The organism is Bacillus sp. PPSBB_2 (assembly GCF_045291115.1).
Lineage (GTDB): Bacteria > Bacillota > Bacilli > Bacillales > Bacillaceae_G > Bacillus_A > Bacillus_A cereus.
Genome location: NZ_CP147983.1, coordinates 1290754 through 1306759, shown reverse-complemented (window position 1 = coordinate 1306759; position 16006 = coordinate 1290754). Strand labels below are relative to the sequence as shown.

Sequence of the window (16006 nt, the reverse complement as noted above, 5' to 3'; positions counted from 1 at the left end):
GTTTATGATTCGGAATCTTTCGTTTCTTGCTTTCTTGAAAAAGCCTTTTGCGCTTCTTGAATTTCAAGACGAATAGAAGACATTTCTTCATCTAATAAAAACGCCGCTTCAGCTGCACGTTGCAATCGTATTTTAATATCTTCAGGAAAACGTCCACTATATTTATAATTTAAAGAATGCTCAATTGTTGCCCAAAAGTTCATTGCTAGCGTGCGTATTTGGATTTCTACCAATACTTTTTGTTCACCTTGAATCGTTTGAACAGGATAACTAATGACAACATGATAAGAACGATAACCGCTATCTTTCTTTTGCGTGACATAATCACGTTCTTCCACGATTTCAAAGTCATTTCGTTTTCGAAGATATTCTACAACAGGCTTAATCTCATCAACAAATTGACACATCATTCTAAGCCCAGCAATATCCTGCATATCTTCTCTCAATCGGTCTAGCGGTACATTTCTCTTCTCCGCTTTATCAATAATACTTGCAACCGACTTTACCCTTCCTGTTACAAACTCAATTGGAGAATGCTCTGTTAACATTGCAAATTGAGTACGCATTCCTTTTAGTTTCACTTTTAGCTCTGCCACCGCTTGGTGGTAAGGTGCTAAAAATTCTTCCCAATTTCGATTCATTTCAACCACCACCAAAATCAATCCATTTGCTTATAGAAATACTTTTTCTTTTTCGCCTTAAGATACTAACCGAAAAACTTATCAAAACCCTTATAAATCAACAATGATTTACTTTACGCTTTTTACTGTTACGGATTAAAAAAGTTACAAAATGATTAGTATGTGGGCAAATTGTGGGCAGCCCCACTATTAGAAAATCACTTATGTATGATGTATTCCTACAAGGTTAAATTTTAATAACAAAAAGTACAGCGTGTATGTACAGTGCGACCAACACTATATATACCGTCCACCTGACCCAACCAGGTAAACACTTGCCATACTCTCATGAATTATTGTACATCATGTAGGGTTTCTTTAGCAACGTTTACCAAATTATTGGTGACGTTGCTTTTTGTTTATACAAAGGAGCTCTTAGTCTATGAAAAAGAAAATCAATGTTATCGCAACGAAAGAAACCTTCCACAACCTTTCTACATTCAAAGAAGTAGAAGAACTAAACAAAACTATACGTGCATACAGAGATAATATCCGTATGTCCATTAAGCGTACCGATGTACAATTTAAACTTATTACATTACTTGAAATTTTAAAGCGCCACAGCTGCAAATATGTAGGTGTTAGTTTCCTTTGCAAAAATTCAATTGCTCAGATGATGGAAGTTTCATATAAAACTGTACAACGTTTAATGAAGAAACTTGTGGATCTAGAGCTGATTAAACAAGTAGCAATGAAGCGTACAAAAGATATGTTACAAACTTCTAATGCTATTATCATTCAACCAATTGTGGAAGAAGTGTCCAACAAGGTAGCTGCAAAAAGTCCTGCAAAGTGTCCTACCATTAAAACAAAACCTGTTTCCTTAAAACAAAATATAAAAGATATAAACAAACGTAATAGTAATGAGAATAGCAATACTCCAGAAGAGAATATTGAACAAGCTGATTTCGTTGCTCACTGGGTACCAGAACGTTTTGTTTCTTTAGTTAGCTCTTTTTACATTGAATCTAAAACAATTCAAGAACTGTGGAAGGTCGTAAGACAGTGTAATAAAGTTACAAACTTCTCTACAGGTAATAAAGCATTTACTAATGACCAGGAACTTATTATTGGCTTACAAGCTATCAAAGAGTTTGTTATGAAAATTAAGTCTGGAACGAAAATGAAAAAGGGTAAATTCGCTTATTTCAACGGGATTGTAAATAAATTAATGGACAAGTTCTATTTTAATGATACATTTATTATTTAAGTATTTGCGCTCAACAGGATTATCACACGTTTAAACTCCATAAAAAATTAACCGGCACCTTATACAATAAGGAACCAGTTAATAATATTACTGATCTTTTATTAAACTTATTTATAATGAACGCAATTTATTTACACTGGCATACCCGGTAAAAACTTAGCTATTAATACCCAAATTGCCGCTAAGAATACCGCTTTAATAATGAATAAAACAATAATTGGAATAGCTGCTTTCACTTTACTTAATCCAGCTGTAACTTGTAATCCTAACCAAATTAAAACCAAATTCCATAAATAGAACAATTCAATTGTATTACCTATTCCATATGCAAGTGAACCTTGGTCAAATAATGGTCCTAAACTTGTATACTGGGTTGCTCCACCATCTAAGATTAGGGCTATAATACCATTAATAAGTCCGCCAATAATAAGAATAATATTAGTATATACAACAATCGTTAATAACTTCTTATAAGACGTATCATTTCCAAAGAACATCATAAATACTTTATAAATGGCCGATACAAATAGCGCTCCAATCATCGCTCCAACAAAACCAGATCCAATTCCATAAATAACTTCTGATGTTATTGAACCCTTACCAGCAAGTTCACCTAATTCTTTCTGCATTTTAATCATTTCAGGTGATGTATACGTAACATACGAATTTAAACCACCTACAAGCCCTTGTAACAATGCCACTAAGAAGAACATACCCCAAACTTTCTCCGTCGTCTTCATTCGCTCAAACTGCAAACCTGGAGAAGTAATCATTCCTAATAATGATGGCTTCTTCGCACCTACATCTTGCGTATTAATATTTGCTTCCATTATAACGCCTCCTTCTATTTATATAACCCGTTCTAACGGGCGGTTCACTTCCTCATGCAAGAGGCTACGAACCGCCCACTAGAACGGTAATGTATAGTTCTACTACACTATTAATTACTCATAACGCAATGCTTCAATTGGATCTAATTTCGCAGCTTTGTTTGCTGGAATTAATCCGAAAATAATACCGAGTGTCATCGAGAACAGTACGCCTCCAACGACAACTTCCCATGAAACGAGTGGTGGCCATTTTGCGAATGTAGAAACGATATATGCTCCGCCATACCCAAGGCCAATTCCGATTAAACCACCTAGAAGTGTTAACATAACTGCTTCAATTAAAAACTGTAATAAAATTTTACTACGCGTTGCTCCAAGTGCTTTACGTACACCAATTTCACGTGTACGCTCCGTTACAGATACAAGCATGATGTTCATAACACCAATTCCACCAACGACTAATGAAATACCAGCGATACCACCGATGATCATTGTCATAATACCGGTCATCTTCGAAATACCTTCTTGAATTTCTTTTAAATTCATAACTTCATATTTACCAGTTGCATCAGTCGGTTTACGACTATTTAAAACATCTGCAGCTTTTTTACCTGCTTTTTCTAGATTATCTACATTTTTTGCTTGAACAGAGATATTTTGAATTTCATCTTTCCCATACAGTGTCGGCCATAATGAAATTGGAACTAGTGCTTCTGATGGTCCCATTCCCATGAATTCATTATCTGATTCATAGACACCAATAATTTGCATCGGTTGACCTTTTATTTCAATGATTTTACCGACTGGATTGGTATCTATAAACACCTTTTCTTCCATTTGTTTACTAATCATGACAACGTTATTACCTTGGTCCACATCTGATTCTTGCAGCGAACGTCCTTTGAGTACTTTCACTTTATTCACCTTGAAGTACTCATTGTCTAATCCTGTAATATTCACCATGTCTTTTTTATCTTCAATATCAAGAGATTCCATACCGGAATTCGTTGTTACGATATGTGCAATCTCTGGGATCTTCTTGAGTTCAAAAATATCTTCTTCTGTTATTTTCGGTGCTTCAGGCATATCCATACCAAAAGGATCATTTATATCAGGACTATAATGAATGGGAACTGTTTGATTCCCCGATCCAACAAATTGTGATTTTAAGGCAGCTTCTCCGCCTTGCCCAATCGCAACGACGGTAATAATAGAGCCTACACCAATAATAATCCCAAGCATCGTCAAAGCCGAGCGTAGTTTATGAGCTAAAATAGACGATAAGGCAATTTTCATACTGTCTAGTAAACTCATACGGCACACCTTCTATCTTCTGTAACTTTCCCGTCTCGTAGTACAATGCGGCGGGAAGAATACGCTGCTACTTCCTCTTCATGTGTAACCATAACAATTGTTGTACCTTCTGCATTAAGCTTCGTGAAAATATCCATAACTTGCTCACCAGACTTCGTATCAAGTGCACCAGTCGGTTCATCGGCCATAATGAACGTTGGGTTATTCGCAATCGCTCTTGCAATCGCTACACGCTGCTTCTGTCCACCGGATAACTCATTTGGTAAATGATGCACGCGGTCTGCTAATCCAACTTTACCTAACGCCTCCAAAGCACGCTTGCGACGCTCCGCTTTCTTCACGCCACCGTATACGAGCGGAAGCTCAACATTTTCCACTGCGGAAAGACGAGGCAGTAAATTAAAATGCTGGAATACAAAGCCAATATATTCATTACGAATTAAAGCAAGCTTTGACTCGTCTGCTGTTAAGATATTCACGTCATTCAGCATATATTCGCCTTCTGTTGGACGATCTAAGCAACCAATAATATTCATAAGCGTCGACTTACCAGAACCAGACGGTCCCATAATCGAAACGAACTCACCACTCTGAATCGTTAAACTAATACCATGCAAAATCGGCACCGCCAATTTTCCTTGATAATACGTTTTAGCAATATTATTTAACGTAATCATTTCTCTTTCACTTCCATTCCGTCATACACATCGTCGGAAGGATTTTTAACCACCTTTTGCCCCACTGTTACGCCTTCTACAACCTCTGTCCAGTCTCCATCAGTAGAACCTTTTTTCACATTTTGTTTACGAAGCTTCCCTTTATCCTCAACATAAACAAATGCATCATCGCCTTTTTCTACAATGCTTTTACTTGGAACAGCAATCATCGTCTTATTCTCTAAGTTTACTTGCAGGGAAACATGATAACCTGGAGATAAACCATCTTGACTATCAAGGCTAGCTTTATATGTATATTGGGACATATTTTGAGTTGCTTCACCCATGCCGCCAGCTTGCGCCATCTCTGCACTTGTTGGGAATTCGCTTACCTCTGTAATCTTACCAGTCCACTTCTTCTTATTATTTGCTTTCGCTGTTACAGTGAATGTTTGATCCTTTTGAATTTGTGACTTCTGAAGCTCAGTTAACGTACCTTGAACTTGGAATGGATCTTTAGAAGCTACTTGTAAAAACGATTTTCCTTGACCACCTAACGCTTGAGATGAACTTTGCGCCGCATCTTTATCTAACTTTTGAACAACACCAGCGAAATTACTATAAATCGTAAGCTCTTTCTGCTTTTTACTTAACTCTTCTTTCTGCAACTTCCCTTTTTCTTTCTCAAGATCAGTTGTCTTTTGAGCTATCTCTAATTCGTTTACTTGCTCGTCCATCGGATCTGTTACTTCTTTCCCAGCTCCGCTATCTTTCGCCTTCTTAATTTCTTTCTTGAGCGAATCAATCTTCTTTTTTCCTTGATCATAACGCATATCCGCCATCTTCTGATCAAGCTCAGCTTGCTTCATTTGAAGGTTAATCTCTTCATTATCATAAGAGAATAACTTCGTACCTTTCTCTACCTCTTGCCCTTCTTTTACCTCAATATCTTTCACTTTCCCTTTAGCCGGATCTGCATAGAAGCTTTCAATATTACCAGGCTTCACCTGACCAGAAATTAACTTCGTATTATTCAGCTTACGCTCTGTCACTTTCTCAAAACTTACAGCATCAGCATTTGTTGATGCACCCTTCTTCTTACCTTGCATAACAAAAATATTAATTGCCGCTACAATAACAATTAGTGCAATAACCCCAATAATAATCCATTTCTTTTTTCTTTTTGGGGTAGAAATAATATTTGATTGCATCATATGTCTCCTTTTTAATAATAAATTTTAATTTTATTAACAATTAAATATATCATAACTTTAAAATAATGACAGGATAAAATATTTTGTTTTTTCTAAAAAATGAATATAAATACATTTTTTATTTAATTTACATTTATAATTATAATCACTATAGTTATTTTTATATATAATATGTTTTAAAAATTCACAAAAGTTTTTTTATGCATATTTTGAATAAAAAAATAAATTGAAATATTTAAAATTATATATTAAGATTACTTTTGGAAGGAGGCGATATTATGACATACTCAGTTAAAGGAAGAGCAGTTAGCTTTGGTGCTTTACTTGCAGTAGGTGGCGCTTTATTGGCTTCATATGCATTCTTATTAGGCATTTTACCTGAAATGAATTTAGTAAAAGAATTCAATTTATCTACTGTAGCAGCCGCACAAGTCTTTGCATGGCTTGACTATATCTCTTGGGGTGTTTCCCTTGTTGCTTTAATCGGTTCTCTTGGAACAGGTGGAGCAGCTCTTGTTGCTGCAGCTGGAGCACAAGGTATTAGAAAATACCTTACGGATCTAGCTAAAGAAAAAGGTAAGAAAGCTGCAATTGCTTACTAATTTATTTTAAATTAAGAAAGAGACTGGATAATACTATTCAGTCTCTTTCTTACATTAAATATAAAGAAACAATGGAGGTAGTTGTGAATATATTAAAACTTCTATCAATAGATTTTAAATTAAAATTTACAATTCAATATTCTGCAATATTAAATAGATTTTCTTTTACCAAACGTGTATCCAATAGAAACTTAATTCTTTGTAGTATGTTATTTAAAATATTCGTAGGAATTTTTATGTTTTATATTTCAAACGTTTTATTTAATGAGAAATATATGTGGAATATTTTATATGCAAATGTTGGTTTTCTCATAATTTCTTGCTTTATAAAATCAATTACTTCATATAAAGAAACAGCAATATTAAAGTCTGACATATACATCTACAGTCTGTTTCCCATGGAGAAAGTCTACAATTTAAACATGTTTTCTTCTTTACTATGGGCGTTGTTTGGAAATATTAGTGGCCTATCTTTATTGTTTATATTGAACATGTATTTAAGAGGATTAGTATATACAATTCTTTCACTTACAAACTGTATATTACTACTAATATTAATATTCACTTTATTTAACAAAATTTCCGCTTCCTATTTCATTAGTAAAATTCAAAAGCCAATAGGAGCAATTCGCTTTTTATTTTATGCTGTATTTTCATGCCTCTTTTTTTTCTTAGGTTACAAACTAGTAGATATTTTTAAACAACCATTTTATGTAGTACGCAAACGTATTATTACGTCTAAGATTTTAACGGATGAAGATTATGCAGAGACAGTTACACAAGAATTTTTTAATTCTATTATTAATCCCTTGCAAGACAGTATGAATAAAACATTATTCGTATTAAAGTCAATTTGTGATTATGTCATTTTTTCACCGTATATGAGTTTCATTTTATTGCTATGTATAGCACTTGTGCTATCTATAAAAAGTAAGCCTTTACTAAATAGGTTTATAGTTTCAGTAAAAAATCAAAAAGATTTACTGTATTATTTCTCAAAACTATATTCATCATTTAATAGAAGAATATTTAAAGATGAGATTTTGGAATTTGAAATTAAATTATTGGAAAGAGAAAGGTTTTTAATTTCACCAAAATTCTTCCAAATGATTTTCTTTACATATGAATCTTTATTTTATATGGGACTTTTTGTGAACTTATTTCACTCTTCACATGATAATGCCTTAGAATATTTACTATTTATGGCGTTATTATTGTTAATCATGTTTAATCATTGTTTTGAATTAAGAACAGAGTATCCTCAATTATTTTTATTAGGTGCAATGAAAGAAAAAATTGTACTATTTCGTTTTTCTGGAACAGGCATATACCCATTATATAGAAGTAAAATTTCACTAATGTATACTTTAATGATTATTCCTACAATATGTTTGTTGCTAGTTACTATATATATGATGTTTATAAATATTACATATATCTTCGGGATAATCATAATATGTATTACATTCATATTAGTACCTATCGTTCAAATGTGGGCTACTACATTTCTAATTAAAACAGACTATATTACTTATATGGATGTAGGATCCACAGAAGAAGAGGAGCTTATTAATAAAATTCAAGCCATACCACGAAAAATATTAGTTCTACCATTATTATATTTTTTATATTTCTTATTATTTATGCAGATTCCAATACAAGTGATGTTTTACATTTTTTCTACCTATATAATCTTTTATCTTTTAATAAGTGGAGCATTTATATTTGTTTCAAAAAAATATGCTGTCAATAACATTAAAAAATTTGACTCTAAATGGTTAAGGTTGTGAAAAAATGAAAGCTAAACTTATAATTTTTCCTTGGAAGTTTTTAATCCTGTTACAATTATTATTATTTTTAAGTGGGTTTATTTACGGATGCTTCTCTGCAAATGATCAAATTATTAATTTACAACCAAAAGAGTTAGATACATCTACAGTTTTTAATAATAATATTTTAGTGCTTTTCAGTATTTTAGTTATAGGGACTTTAACAGGGGGTGTTTATTCCCTCTTTGTTGTAGTTTTTAACGGTGTAATAGTTGGTGAGACTTTATATACGATATTTAAAAGTGCAGGGATGTCCCCTATATTCACTGGATTTTTACCACACGCATTACCCGAATTGTTGTCCATATTTTTAATGTCTTCTATTACTTGCTTACCTATTTATATTCTAATAAAAATAAAAACCGTATCTTTTTCTTGGAAAAAAGTCTATTTAGAAATAGGAAGTGTAATTGTAATCGCATCGGTATGTTGTGGATTAGCATCTTTAATTGAAGGTTACTATAGTTCATTTTAAAAGGAGAATTTCTATGAAAGAAAACGAAAATAATTCTAGTTCATTTTTTAATACAAAAAAAAAGGTTGTTTTATTTAATATTGTTTCTTTATTATTTTTTAACACATTATTATCTACAATTATTTACAATTTCAAATCCTTTCATGCATTCAAAGATTGGTTAACTATAATGGTGTTAATATCAGCAATTATAACACCATTTATACTCATACTATGTTTTATTTTTACAATGTTTTGGTCATTGATAGGTCTAATGAATAAACCGGATCTATCCATAAAAAGAATGTATAGTGTAATATTATCAGGAACTTCAATCTTTTTGATTACACAAGCATTAAATTTTCTAACCATTATAAATTTTGAAGGAGATTTACCGCAGTTTATTTTTGTAGTATTCTCATTACTAAGTGTTGGATTAGTTTGTATAGCGATGTATGTTGGATTTACGAAATTAGTAGGGTTTAGTACGAAATTTTCAAAAATTATTTTATCCATTTTATTTATTATAGTTATCAGTTTAAATATGGTTCAATTATTTGGGGGTATAGGTATTGGCATATAAGATTCAAGTACCGAGATTACAATTTGAAAATAAAATAATATTACAGGAATCCTCTTTAATCATTGAAGATGGAAAATCATACTGTATCACTGGAGCAAATGGTTCTGGTAAAACTACGTTGCTAAATTATATGATGACAGGAACTGAAACGAAAATTTATAAGAAACGAAAAGAGATTGATTTGTTAGAGTTCAAAAGAAATACAGCTTTTATTCCTAACAACCCACCAATTTTTGATTTACTTACAGGATGGGAAAATATTCAATACATATGCTCGTTGTGGAGAATAAAAGATAAAGATAATTACCTACAAGAGGTTAAAATGTACTGTGATTTATTTGAACTTAGTCAAGAATCTTTACATGATCAAGTACATACTTATTCTTTGGGAATGAAATATAAACTCTTTCTTATCTCTATGATCAGTCGTAATATTAACCTTCTATTATTAGATGAACCTTTTACAGCACTTGATAAAAATTCTCAACAAGAAATATATAAAATTTTAGTTGAATTTCTTGAAAGAGGCAATAGTTTAATATTTGTTACTCATATTGAAGAGTTTAAAAATCAACTAGGTGATTATATCTATGAGATTCGAGATAAAACTCTTTCAAAATTACAATAAAAGGAGCCAGTCTATGAATAAATATTATATAATCGCTATCTTAAGTATTGTACTTTCTGTTTTATTATTTATATTTAATTTCTATCAGACTAAAATAGGAGGAGTAATATTTGCTCTAAGTATAGGCGCAAGTATTAAATTTCTAGCTGACGGTATATTGAATGAAAGTAAAAATAAAAAACACAACTAATTTTGAAATAGTGTCTAAGTATCATATAACATTTGACTACCCTAAGCAGCAATAACTGAAAATAATATGCTTTGATTTTCTAAAATAATAGAAAAGAAGCCATGAGAAAATTCTAAAAAGGGCCCTTTCACTAAATATGTCAAAGAAGCCCTTTTTCTTTTTTCCTATTTCACATATACACAGGCTAAATTTGCTGTTACATAATATATCTCCCCTTTACTATTATGTACTTTATATTGCGAGGAACCATCCACACCTACTTTCGCCTCAATTGTAAATCCTAACCCTTCATCCACAGTTCCTGCAACATCTTTATCTAACCAGGAAGGCTTTGAATAGAATCGTAAGTCATTCACTGTAGAAACTGCACGTTTACCTTCCACAGATGACGATTCTTCTTTATAGCGAATATATGATGAATCGTTATAAATCCACTGATTCCCTCCAAGATTCAACCAGTTCCCTACTTTACCCCATACTTTATATGATTCACCTTTTTGTAATTTACGAATAACACTATTTGTTGTGGATGGACCAGAACGAAGGTTTATATTGTATCCATCAATATACGCTATCCCCACTTCATTAATAACACCAGGTACTTCATTTGGTTGCTGTGGCTTTGGTTTAACTGAAATAGAATCTCCATTATATGCTTTTAATGCATCAGCACGGAATTTTGATTCCGATACACCATGACTGCGAAGATAGTCAATCGGATCTTCATGATCTGTGCCACCGAGCTTATACGTAATATCTTTATGCGTCCACAATCCAATGGATGGATTAATGTTTCTATCACGTAAAATCTTAGCGAGTAGCTTCACATATCTCTCATAGGATTTTTTAAATTTAGTAGGATCACTAGTTTCAGAGAGCTCTACATGAACAAATCGTTTATTGGCTGCTGGGCCTGCTCCCCATGCTTGATACTTAGTAGAAGCAATTTGAATTGTTTCATCCCAATCTGTTGCATAATGTACAAATGCAGAACGCCATGTTCTTGCTTCATAGTTTCGGATATTAATAGCAGGTGCTTCAAGAGTCGCTGTAGAATGCGCTACCACACCTTCATATGCTCCATATCCATTGCGATATTCGACTTTAGGCAACCCTGGAATAATCATTTCTCGATCAGCAAAAACACTACCTGTTGAAGTAAATGCAATGATAGCTGCAGTAGAAATTGAGGCTAATAATTTAATAGATTTTTTCATTTGTCGTCACCATTCCCCATAATTTTTTGTTTAATATCTGATACATCCTTTGCAAGTGAACCAAATGCTTTTGCTTGTTCTTCGATGACCGCCTGGTTTTTTTCTATTACTTTTTGATACTGTTCTTCACGCTGTTCATTCTTTTTTTGCGTAGTAAAAAGCATCCACACAAATAACGCTGCGAATGCTCCTTGTTGAATCATTGAATTGAAAATCTGTTCCTCCACTGTTCTCATCTCCTTTTTAGCAAAATAAAAAAGCCTGCTTATGCACGCTTAATCTGTAATATCTAAATTAAAAAGTTCATTGCAATATGAAAAGTACTTCCACTTTGAACACCATTCACGAAAATCCCACCATCTTTTTTTACTGTAACTTCACAAAAGTTTGTATTCACTCCTCCAGTTATCATAATAGCTGGAACCGCAATGTCTTGAACAGGTCTACATCCAACTGGAAGTGTAGCAAATACTGTTGCGTTTTGCGCATTTCGAATAGAACCAATTACATTAACGTGTTCTCCACTTCTTTTACACTTCAAAATTCTATCAGTAACATTCTCTACCCCAGTTGTAGGAAGGTTAATCCATCCTGTATCATTATCAGCGGTTGCTATTTTTTTACCTTTCAAGGTTGCTGATCCATCAGGACGAACTATTAAACCACTTTGAGAATCCCAAGGATTCGTACCGAACCCCATGTACAGATATTCATCACCGTTGTTAGCCCCTTTGAAACGTCCAATTCCGCCACGATTAACGCTTCCGTCTGTGTCTTTATCCGCGTAGTGTAACCCACGAGCAGAAGGACCTGTCGCTGAATCAGGTTGAGTCATCAACATTTGACCCAGAGAATGGAACTTTAAAAGCCCTGTTATAATATCTCCTGTTTTCTTTAAGAGGTTCGTGTTAGATACAACTGTGAAAGTATCCGTGTCACTGAAGTAATCCCAAATAAACTTATTTGACGTGATATCTGAGAGTACTAGCTTATTCTGTCCCGCTTGACCTCTAAGAACATAATTATTATTAGTACTTCCACTTGATTTAAACTGAACTGATTTACCTGGGTCCATCCCTAGGTCACCTGTCATGGTGTCTCCGCTTTTCTTAACAACATCCATAGCATTTAATTTCTTCTGCAACTCGTCCAATGTTTTCTTAAAAATCTCAAACTCTGAAATATAGTTTTCTATTTTAATGTTTCCTTCTTTTACATCCCGTCTTAATGTAATCCGAATGTCTGGTGTACTCATTCGTTCTGTACTTTTTTCCATAACAAAATAAGCTGTCCAATCATCCGATGTGGAAACAGCTTGAGCTGTAAACGTATATGAAAACACACCATTCTTTGCATCAACTATTTGGGCATCATCCCGTACGAACAGTCCGACTTGATTAATCGCTTCGTACTTCACTGCATACCCTGTTAAATCAACAATTTGCCCCTTTTCTCTTACATATACAGTAAGCTTCAATCCGTTTTTATCATTTTGTCTCGAACGAATTGTTTTGGTAAACACAGGATCTGCTAAATCTATAATAATTTCCTCATTTCGCATGACTACACCTCTCTCTAACTATTCCTTTTCACACGTCTAGGTGGTCTTCTTTGACGTTTTACTTTGTTCCTATGTTTTATATTCCCTTTAGGCTTTATCGGCTCTATTTCTTCGAATTTAGCCCTAGTTTTAGTTACATACTCTTGAAATGCACTTGTTAATTGTGAAAGCATTCCATATAAGCCTACACCATTTTCCTCTGATTCTTTTGGAATAACTAAACCATAATGTGTAGGAATTGCATCTGTAGTAATTGTTGGCTCTCCTTCCTTACGATTCATACGCATCTCATACAGTTTTGGAATGTCGGTTTTCAAATTGTATTGTTTAATTTCCCATTCCATTACCTTTTCCAGTGCGCTGAATGCAACAGGACGGATATTGGTTTTATAGGTTTCTTTTGAAGAAACTTTGAAGTCTGAAGCAATTACTCCTTGATAATATGTCCCAAGGGCGGTTTTCACTTGGATATACCCATTATCCCAACTCGAATTTCGTATTATTGCATTTGGGAGCATAATATCCGTATCCCCTCCAGATGCAACTCCAATACTTGCAATCCAATTGTCATTCCGATAAAAGCGGAACTGATCTTTAACCTTAAATCTCATTTCACTTTCGGCATTTAGGACAATCATTTTATCAGCATCAAGCATTGCATTCCCCGTTTGAGAAAAATATAAAGAAGCTGCATTCAAGTATCCATTGCCATCGAGTCCTTTTGTAATTCCAATTCCACCAGACTTAACACTTGTATCTGAGAATTGGTATACCATAATAGCTCCATTTGCCCCTGTGGAATCTGAATCTCCACCTAAAATAAGAGTAGGCTGTATTCCATTTCTACTATTTTTGTAATACCCTACAAACACCCTTGTTTTAGATGACTCATACAAGCGTATAAATTGCTTTGAGATATTTACATAGTTCACGCTATCTGAAGTTCGTAATGTTGAACCTGTTATTTCTCCACCTTGCACAAGATTTCCACTCAACGTACCTGCAGTAATAAAATCAGCAACAATTCTTCCGTCACTTGTAATGGCAGTTCCATATGGTCCATTCACACCTGTGGAAGAATACCCTAATCCATTCAAGTTCCATTGCCAAACCTTTTTCGCACTCTTTTCATCTTTGGTATCCATAATTAAAATACGATTTGGATAAACACGGACATGTCCTCCAAATCCTGAATTAATAAGACTTGTAGCATTTGCTTTTGCTGCATCCAAAATAGAGCCTGGCATATTGGATAACTCTTCTTGTACCAGATCAACCCTACCGGAAACGTCTGTAAAGGATTCTTTGAAGTTACCAATGGTTATATCCAGATACTCTTTTTTTATTGGATCATATTTATAAGCAATTACCTTCGCCTTTATATCAATCCCATCTTCTTGATGCTCAACCGTAACCGTATCTGCCATATAAACACTTTGTAAATGCTTATAATCCTTATACTCTTCCGTTTGTGATAACTCCTGAAACTTAACATTATAATTTGCTTTAGGCTGATCAACCTTTTGAATAGCAAACATATCTTTGGCGGCCTGTCGTAATAATCTATACGCTTCTTCTAACGGAACTGCATCTTCATCGTCAACATTTTCACCAATAGCAGCTTTAATATGTTTAAATTCAATCACTTTAATTTTAGGATGAGGATACTTATTTATAAGTGGACTATCTACATATTTTTCAGGAAGAAATAACCCATCAAAACCTTGTGGCATGATTCTGGTTATGGGACTTTTCCAATCCACATTACCTTCATATCCTAGTAAATCTTTTTTATGACGAATCACTACCCCACGATCCATACCACGATTTTGTAACATCTTCACATCAAAATTATCTCGTTTTAATTCGCCTCCCCAACGATTAACAAATGAATTATCTTGACTAGAATCCAATAATGCTTCCACAGGATTTTTACGGACAATACGTGCACTGGCTATCTTTGGTACATCTGAATAAAACTGAAAAGGATGCTTGTATTGGCACCCTGCTGACATACGATTCATAGCCCCATTACCATTTGTTGTTTCAGCGAAAATGTCTTCAATTAGATTTTCTGTTAAGTCATAAAAAATGTGATAACATTGCGCTGTAATCTCACCCATACTGACCTTAGGAGCTGCCACTCGAAATAGTTGTTCACCATCAGGAGTTGGAACTTTAATGATACTCATTCCCTCTATTTCCAGACCACGCGGCGCAAACAATGGATAACTAAATGAAAATAAAAATAAACCATTGAGTTCTTCCTCAACAGTTGCGTTATAAATATTTTTATCTAAAGCTCCTATACCATTGTGTGTAAAATCAGTCTCATTTGGTTTATATAAAGTAATCATTTATATCTCCACCTAGGTCGAATTTCCATGAATTGAATTGCTCCTGACCATTCTATTGTATTTTCTCCTACGTTGAATATAGGGAACTGCCCAACCATTTTATTATTCATTGATATGGTATCGGTATATGCTTCAAGTATTTCTGAGTCTATGACAACAGAACCATTCACGTCTTTTATTTGAAAAGAGACGTCATTGATTGTTATACGGAAAGTACCATTTCCCACAATCCAAAACTTAGGATCAGATTCAATTGTACCTGGATTATAAATCACACCAGGTTTGGTGAACTTTAGATTTACATCCTCTGTATATTCAAAGGGATCTAGCTTAAAATCCACTTCAAATTCACCATGCTCCTCAATTTCATTTACAATATCACCTACTACAACATGTTTAATTTTTCGATACACATCATCATCGGTAAAATATAATGTCTTTCCATTCATCAACCAAGCCTTCATACGTCGCACTAACGGCTTAATATTCTCTTCTTCAAGCATATTGAACTTTATTTTTAAAGGGACGTCTTTAAACGCCCCTTTTTTTGTAAGTGAACCATGTCTACCAGACACTTCAATATGTTCTACTTCTTGTTCTGCTGTAGGAATAACAGGGCGTCCTACTATACATATTCCGTAGTCACTTGCCAACTGATTATCGATACCTATGTCTAGCAAT

17 protein-coding genes are annotated in these 16006 nt (G+C 33.7%); 7 read left to right on the top strand and 10 right to left on the bottom strand.

Features of this window, described 5'->3' with window-relative positions:
* Positions 1–2: 2 nt before the first annotated feature.
* Complete coding sequence (locus V6946_RS06485; protein WP_001081482.1) at positions 3–641, bottom strand: GTP pyrophosphokinase family protein; 639 nt, start codon at positions 639–641, stop codon at positions 3–5.
* Positions 642–1062: 421 nt separating this feature from the next.
* On the opposite strand from V6946_RS06485, the gene V6946_RS06480 reads away from it, so the two are divergent.
* On the top strand, positions 1063–1890 hold the full coding sequence (locus V6946_RS06480) for a helix-turn-helix domain-containing protein (protein ID WP_366981402.1): 828 nt from the start codon (positions 1063–1065) through the stop codon (positions 1888–1890).
* Positions 1891–2021: 131 nt separating this feature from the next.
* On the opposite strand, the gene V6946_RS06475 is transcribed toward V6946_RS06480, so the two are convergent.
* The 4 genes from V6946_RS06475 to V6946_RS06460 form a co-directional block, all read right to left on the bottom strand.
* Entirely contained in the window at positions 2022–2720 is a 699-nt protein-coding gene (locus V6946_RS06475; RefSeq protein ID WP_366981401.1) for a Yip1 family protein, read from the bottom strand.
* A 114-nt stretch (positions 2721–2834) separates the two neighbouring features.
* Positions 2835–4034, bottom strand: coding sequence for an ABC transporter permease (locus V6946_RS06470; protein WP_366981400.1), 1200 nt, complete (start codon positions 4032–4034; stop codon positions 2835–2837).
* Positions 4031–4711 (bottom strand): ABC transporter ATP-binding protein, encoded by a 681-nt coding sequence (locus tag V6946_RS06465; RefSeq protein WP_000631624.1) that lies wholly within the window; start codon positions 4709–4711, stop codon positions 4031–4033. The genes V6946_RS06470 and V6946_RS06465 overlap by 4 nt, the downstream gene beginning before the upstream one ends.
* Positions 4708–5901, bottom strand: coding sequence for a biotin/lipoyl-binding protein (locus tag V6946_RS06460; protein WP_366981422.1), 1194 nt, complete (start codon positions 5899–5901; stop codon positions 4708–4710). Before V6946_RS06460 ends, V6946_RS06465 begins: the two co-directional genes overlap by 4 nt.
* 281 nt (positions 5902–6182) lie before the next feature.
* On the opposite strand from V6946_RS06460, the gene V6946_RS06455 reads away from it, so the two are divergent.
* The 6 genes from V6946_RS06455 to V6946_RS06430 all read left to right on the top strand — a co-directional run bounded on the left by V6946_RS06455 (position 6183) and on the right by V6946_RS06430 (position 10190).
* A complete protein-coding gene (locus V6946_RS06455; protein WP_006922886.1) occupies positions 6183–6506 on the top strand; it encodes a circular bacteriocin, circularin A/uberolysin family in 324 nt (107 codons plus the stop codon).
* An 83-nt stretch (positions 6507–6589) separates the two neighbouring features.
* Complete coding sequence (locus V6946_RS06450) at positions 6590–8296, top strand: hypothetical protein (RefSeq protein ID WP_366981398.1); 1707 nt, start codon at positions 6590–6592, stop codon at positions 8294–8296.
* 4 nt (positions 8297–8300) lie between these two features.
* A complete protein-coding gene (locus V6946_RS06445) occupies positions 8301–8810 on the top strand; it encodes a stage II sporulation protein M (protein WP_006922881.1) in 510 nt (169 codons plus the stop codon).
* A 13-nt stretch (positions 8811–8823) separates the two neighbouring features.
* The gene (locus V6946_RS06440) at positions 8824–9372 is read left to right on the top strand and encodes a hypothetical protein (RefSeq protein ID WP_199691740.1); all 549 of its coding nucleotides are present in this window, start codon (positions 8824–8826) and stop codon (positions 9370–9372) included.
* Positions 9362–10000, top strand: coding sequence for an ATP-binding cassette domain-containing protein (locus tag V6946_RS06435; RefSeq protein WP_197230733.1), 639 nt, complete (start codon positions 9362–9364; stop codon positions 9998–10000). Before V6946_RS06440 ends, V6946_RS06435 begins: the two co-directional genes overlap by 11 nt.
* A gap of 13 nt (positions 10001–10013) precedes the next feature.
* Positions 10014–10190: a hypothetical protein gene (locus tag V6946_RS06430; RefSeq protein ID WP_366981397.1), complete on the top strand. Its 177-nt coding sequence runs from the start codon at positions 10014–10016 to the stop codon at positions 10188–10190.
* A 164-nt stretch (positions 10191–10354) separates the two neighbouring features.
* On the opposite strand, the gene V6946_RS06425 is transcribed toward V6946_RS06430, so the two are convergent.
* The 5 genes from V6946_RS06425 to V6946_RS06405 form a co-directional block, all read right to left on the bottom strand.
* Positions 10355–11407, bottom strand: a complete 1053-nt coding sequence (locus V6946_RS06425) for an N-acetylmuramoyl-L-alanine amidase (protein WP_366981396.1) — start codon at positions 11405–11407, stop codon at positions 10355–10357.
* The gene (locus V6946_RS06420) at positions 11404–11634 is read right to left on the bottom strand and encodes a BhlA/UviB family holin-like peptide (protein ID WP_000392439.1); all 231 of its coding nucleotides are present in this window, start codon (positions 11632–11634) and stop codon (positions 11404–11406) included. The genes V6946_RS06425 and V6946_RS06420 overlap by 4 nt, the downstream gene beginning before the upstream one ends.
* Positions 11635–11696: 62 nt before the next feature.
* Positions 11697–12968, bottom strand: a complete 1272-nt coding sequence (locus V6946_RS06415; protein WP_366981395.1) for a BppU family phage baseplate upper protein — start codon at positions 12966–12968, stop codon at positions 11697–11699.
* A 14-nt stretch (positions 12969–12982) separates the two neighbouring features.
* Positions 12983–15325, bottom strand: a complete 2343-nt coding sequence (locus V6946_RS06410; RefSeq protein ID WP_366981393.1) for a phage tail spike protein — start codon at positions 15323–15325, stop codon at positions 12983–12985.
* Positions 15322–16005: a phage tail protein gene (locus V6946_RS06405; RefSeq protein WP_366981391.1), complete on the bottom strand. Its 684-nt coding sequence runs from the start codon at positions 16003–16005 to the stop codon at positions 15322–15324. Before V6946_RS06405 ends, V6946_RS06410 begins: the two co-directional genes overlap by 4 nt.
* Between the last annotated feature and the right edge of the window lies 1 nt (position 16006).

Bases quoted from the DNA above. Each gene is read 5' to 3' on its own strand.
- V6946_RS06485 (WP_001081482.1), bottom strand. From the start codon at position 641: ATGAATCGAAATTGGGAAGAATTTTTAGCACCTTACCACCAAGCGGTG.
- V6946_RS06480 (WP_366981402.1), top strand. From the start codon at position 1,063: ATGAAAAAGAAAATCAATGTTATCGCAACGAAAGAAACCTTCCACAAC.
- V6946_RS06475 (WP_366981401.1), bottom strand. From the start codon at position 2,720: ATGGAAGCAAATATTAATACGCAAGATGTAGGTGCGAAGAAGCCATCA.
- V6946_RS06470 (WP_366981400.1), bottom strand. From the start codon at position 4,034: ATGAGTTTACTAGACAGTATGAAAATTGCCTTATCGTCTATTTTAGCT.
- V6946_RS06465 (WP_000631624.1), bottom strand. From the start codon at position 4,711: ATGATTACGTTAAATAATATTGCTAAAACGTATTATCAAGGAAAATTG.
- V6946_RS06460 (WP_366981422.1), bottom strand. From the start codon at position 5,901: ATGCAATCAAATATTATTTCTACCCCAAAAAGAAAAAAGAAATGGATT.
- V6946_RS06455 (WP_006922886.1), top strand. From the start codon at position 6,183: ATGACATACTCAGTTAAAGGAAGAGCAGTTAGCTTTGGTGCTTTACTT.
- V6946_RS06445 (WP_006922881.1), top strand. From the start codon at position 8,301: ATGAAAGCTAAACTTATAATTTTTCCTTGGAAGTTTTTAATCCTGTTA.
- V6946_RS06440 (WP_199691740.1), top strand. From the start codon at position 8,824: ATGAAAGAAAACGAAAATAATTCTAGTTCATTTTTTAATACAAAAAAA.
- V6946_RS06430 (WP_366981397.1), top strand. From the start codon at position 10,014: ATGAATAAATATTATATAATCGCTATCTTAAGTATTGTACTTTCTGTT.
- V6946_RS06425 (WP_366981396.1), bottom strand. From the start codon at position 11,407: ATGAAAAAATCTATTAAATTATTAGCCTCAATTTCTACTGCAGCTATC.
- V6946_RS06415 (WP_366981395.1), bottom strand. From the start codon at position 12,968: ATGCGAAATGAGGAAATTATTATAGATTTAGCAGATCCTGTGTTTACC.
- V6946_RS06410 (WP_366981393.1), bottom strand. From the start codon at position 15,325: ATGATTACTTTATATAAACCAAATGAGACTGATTTTACACACAATGGT.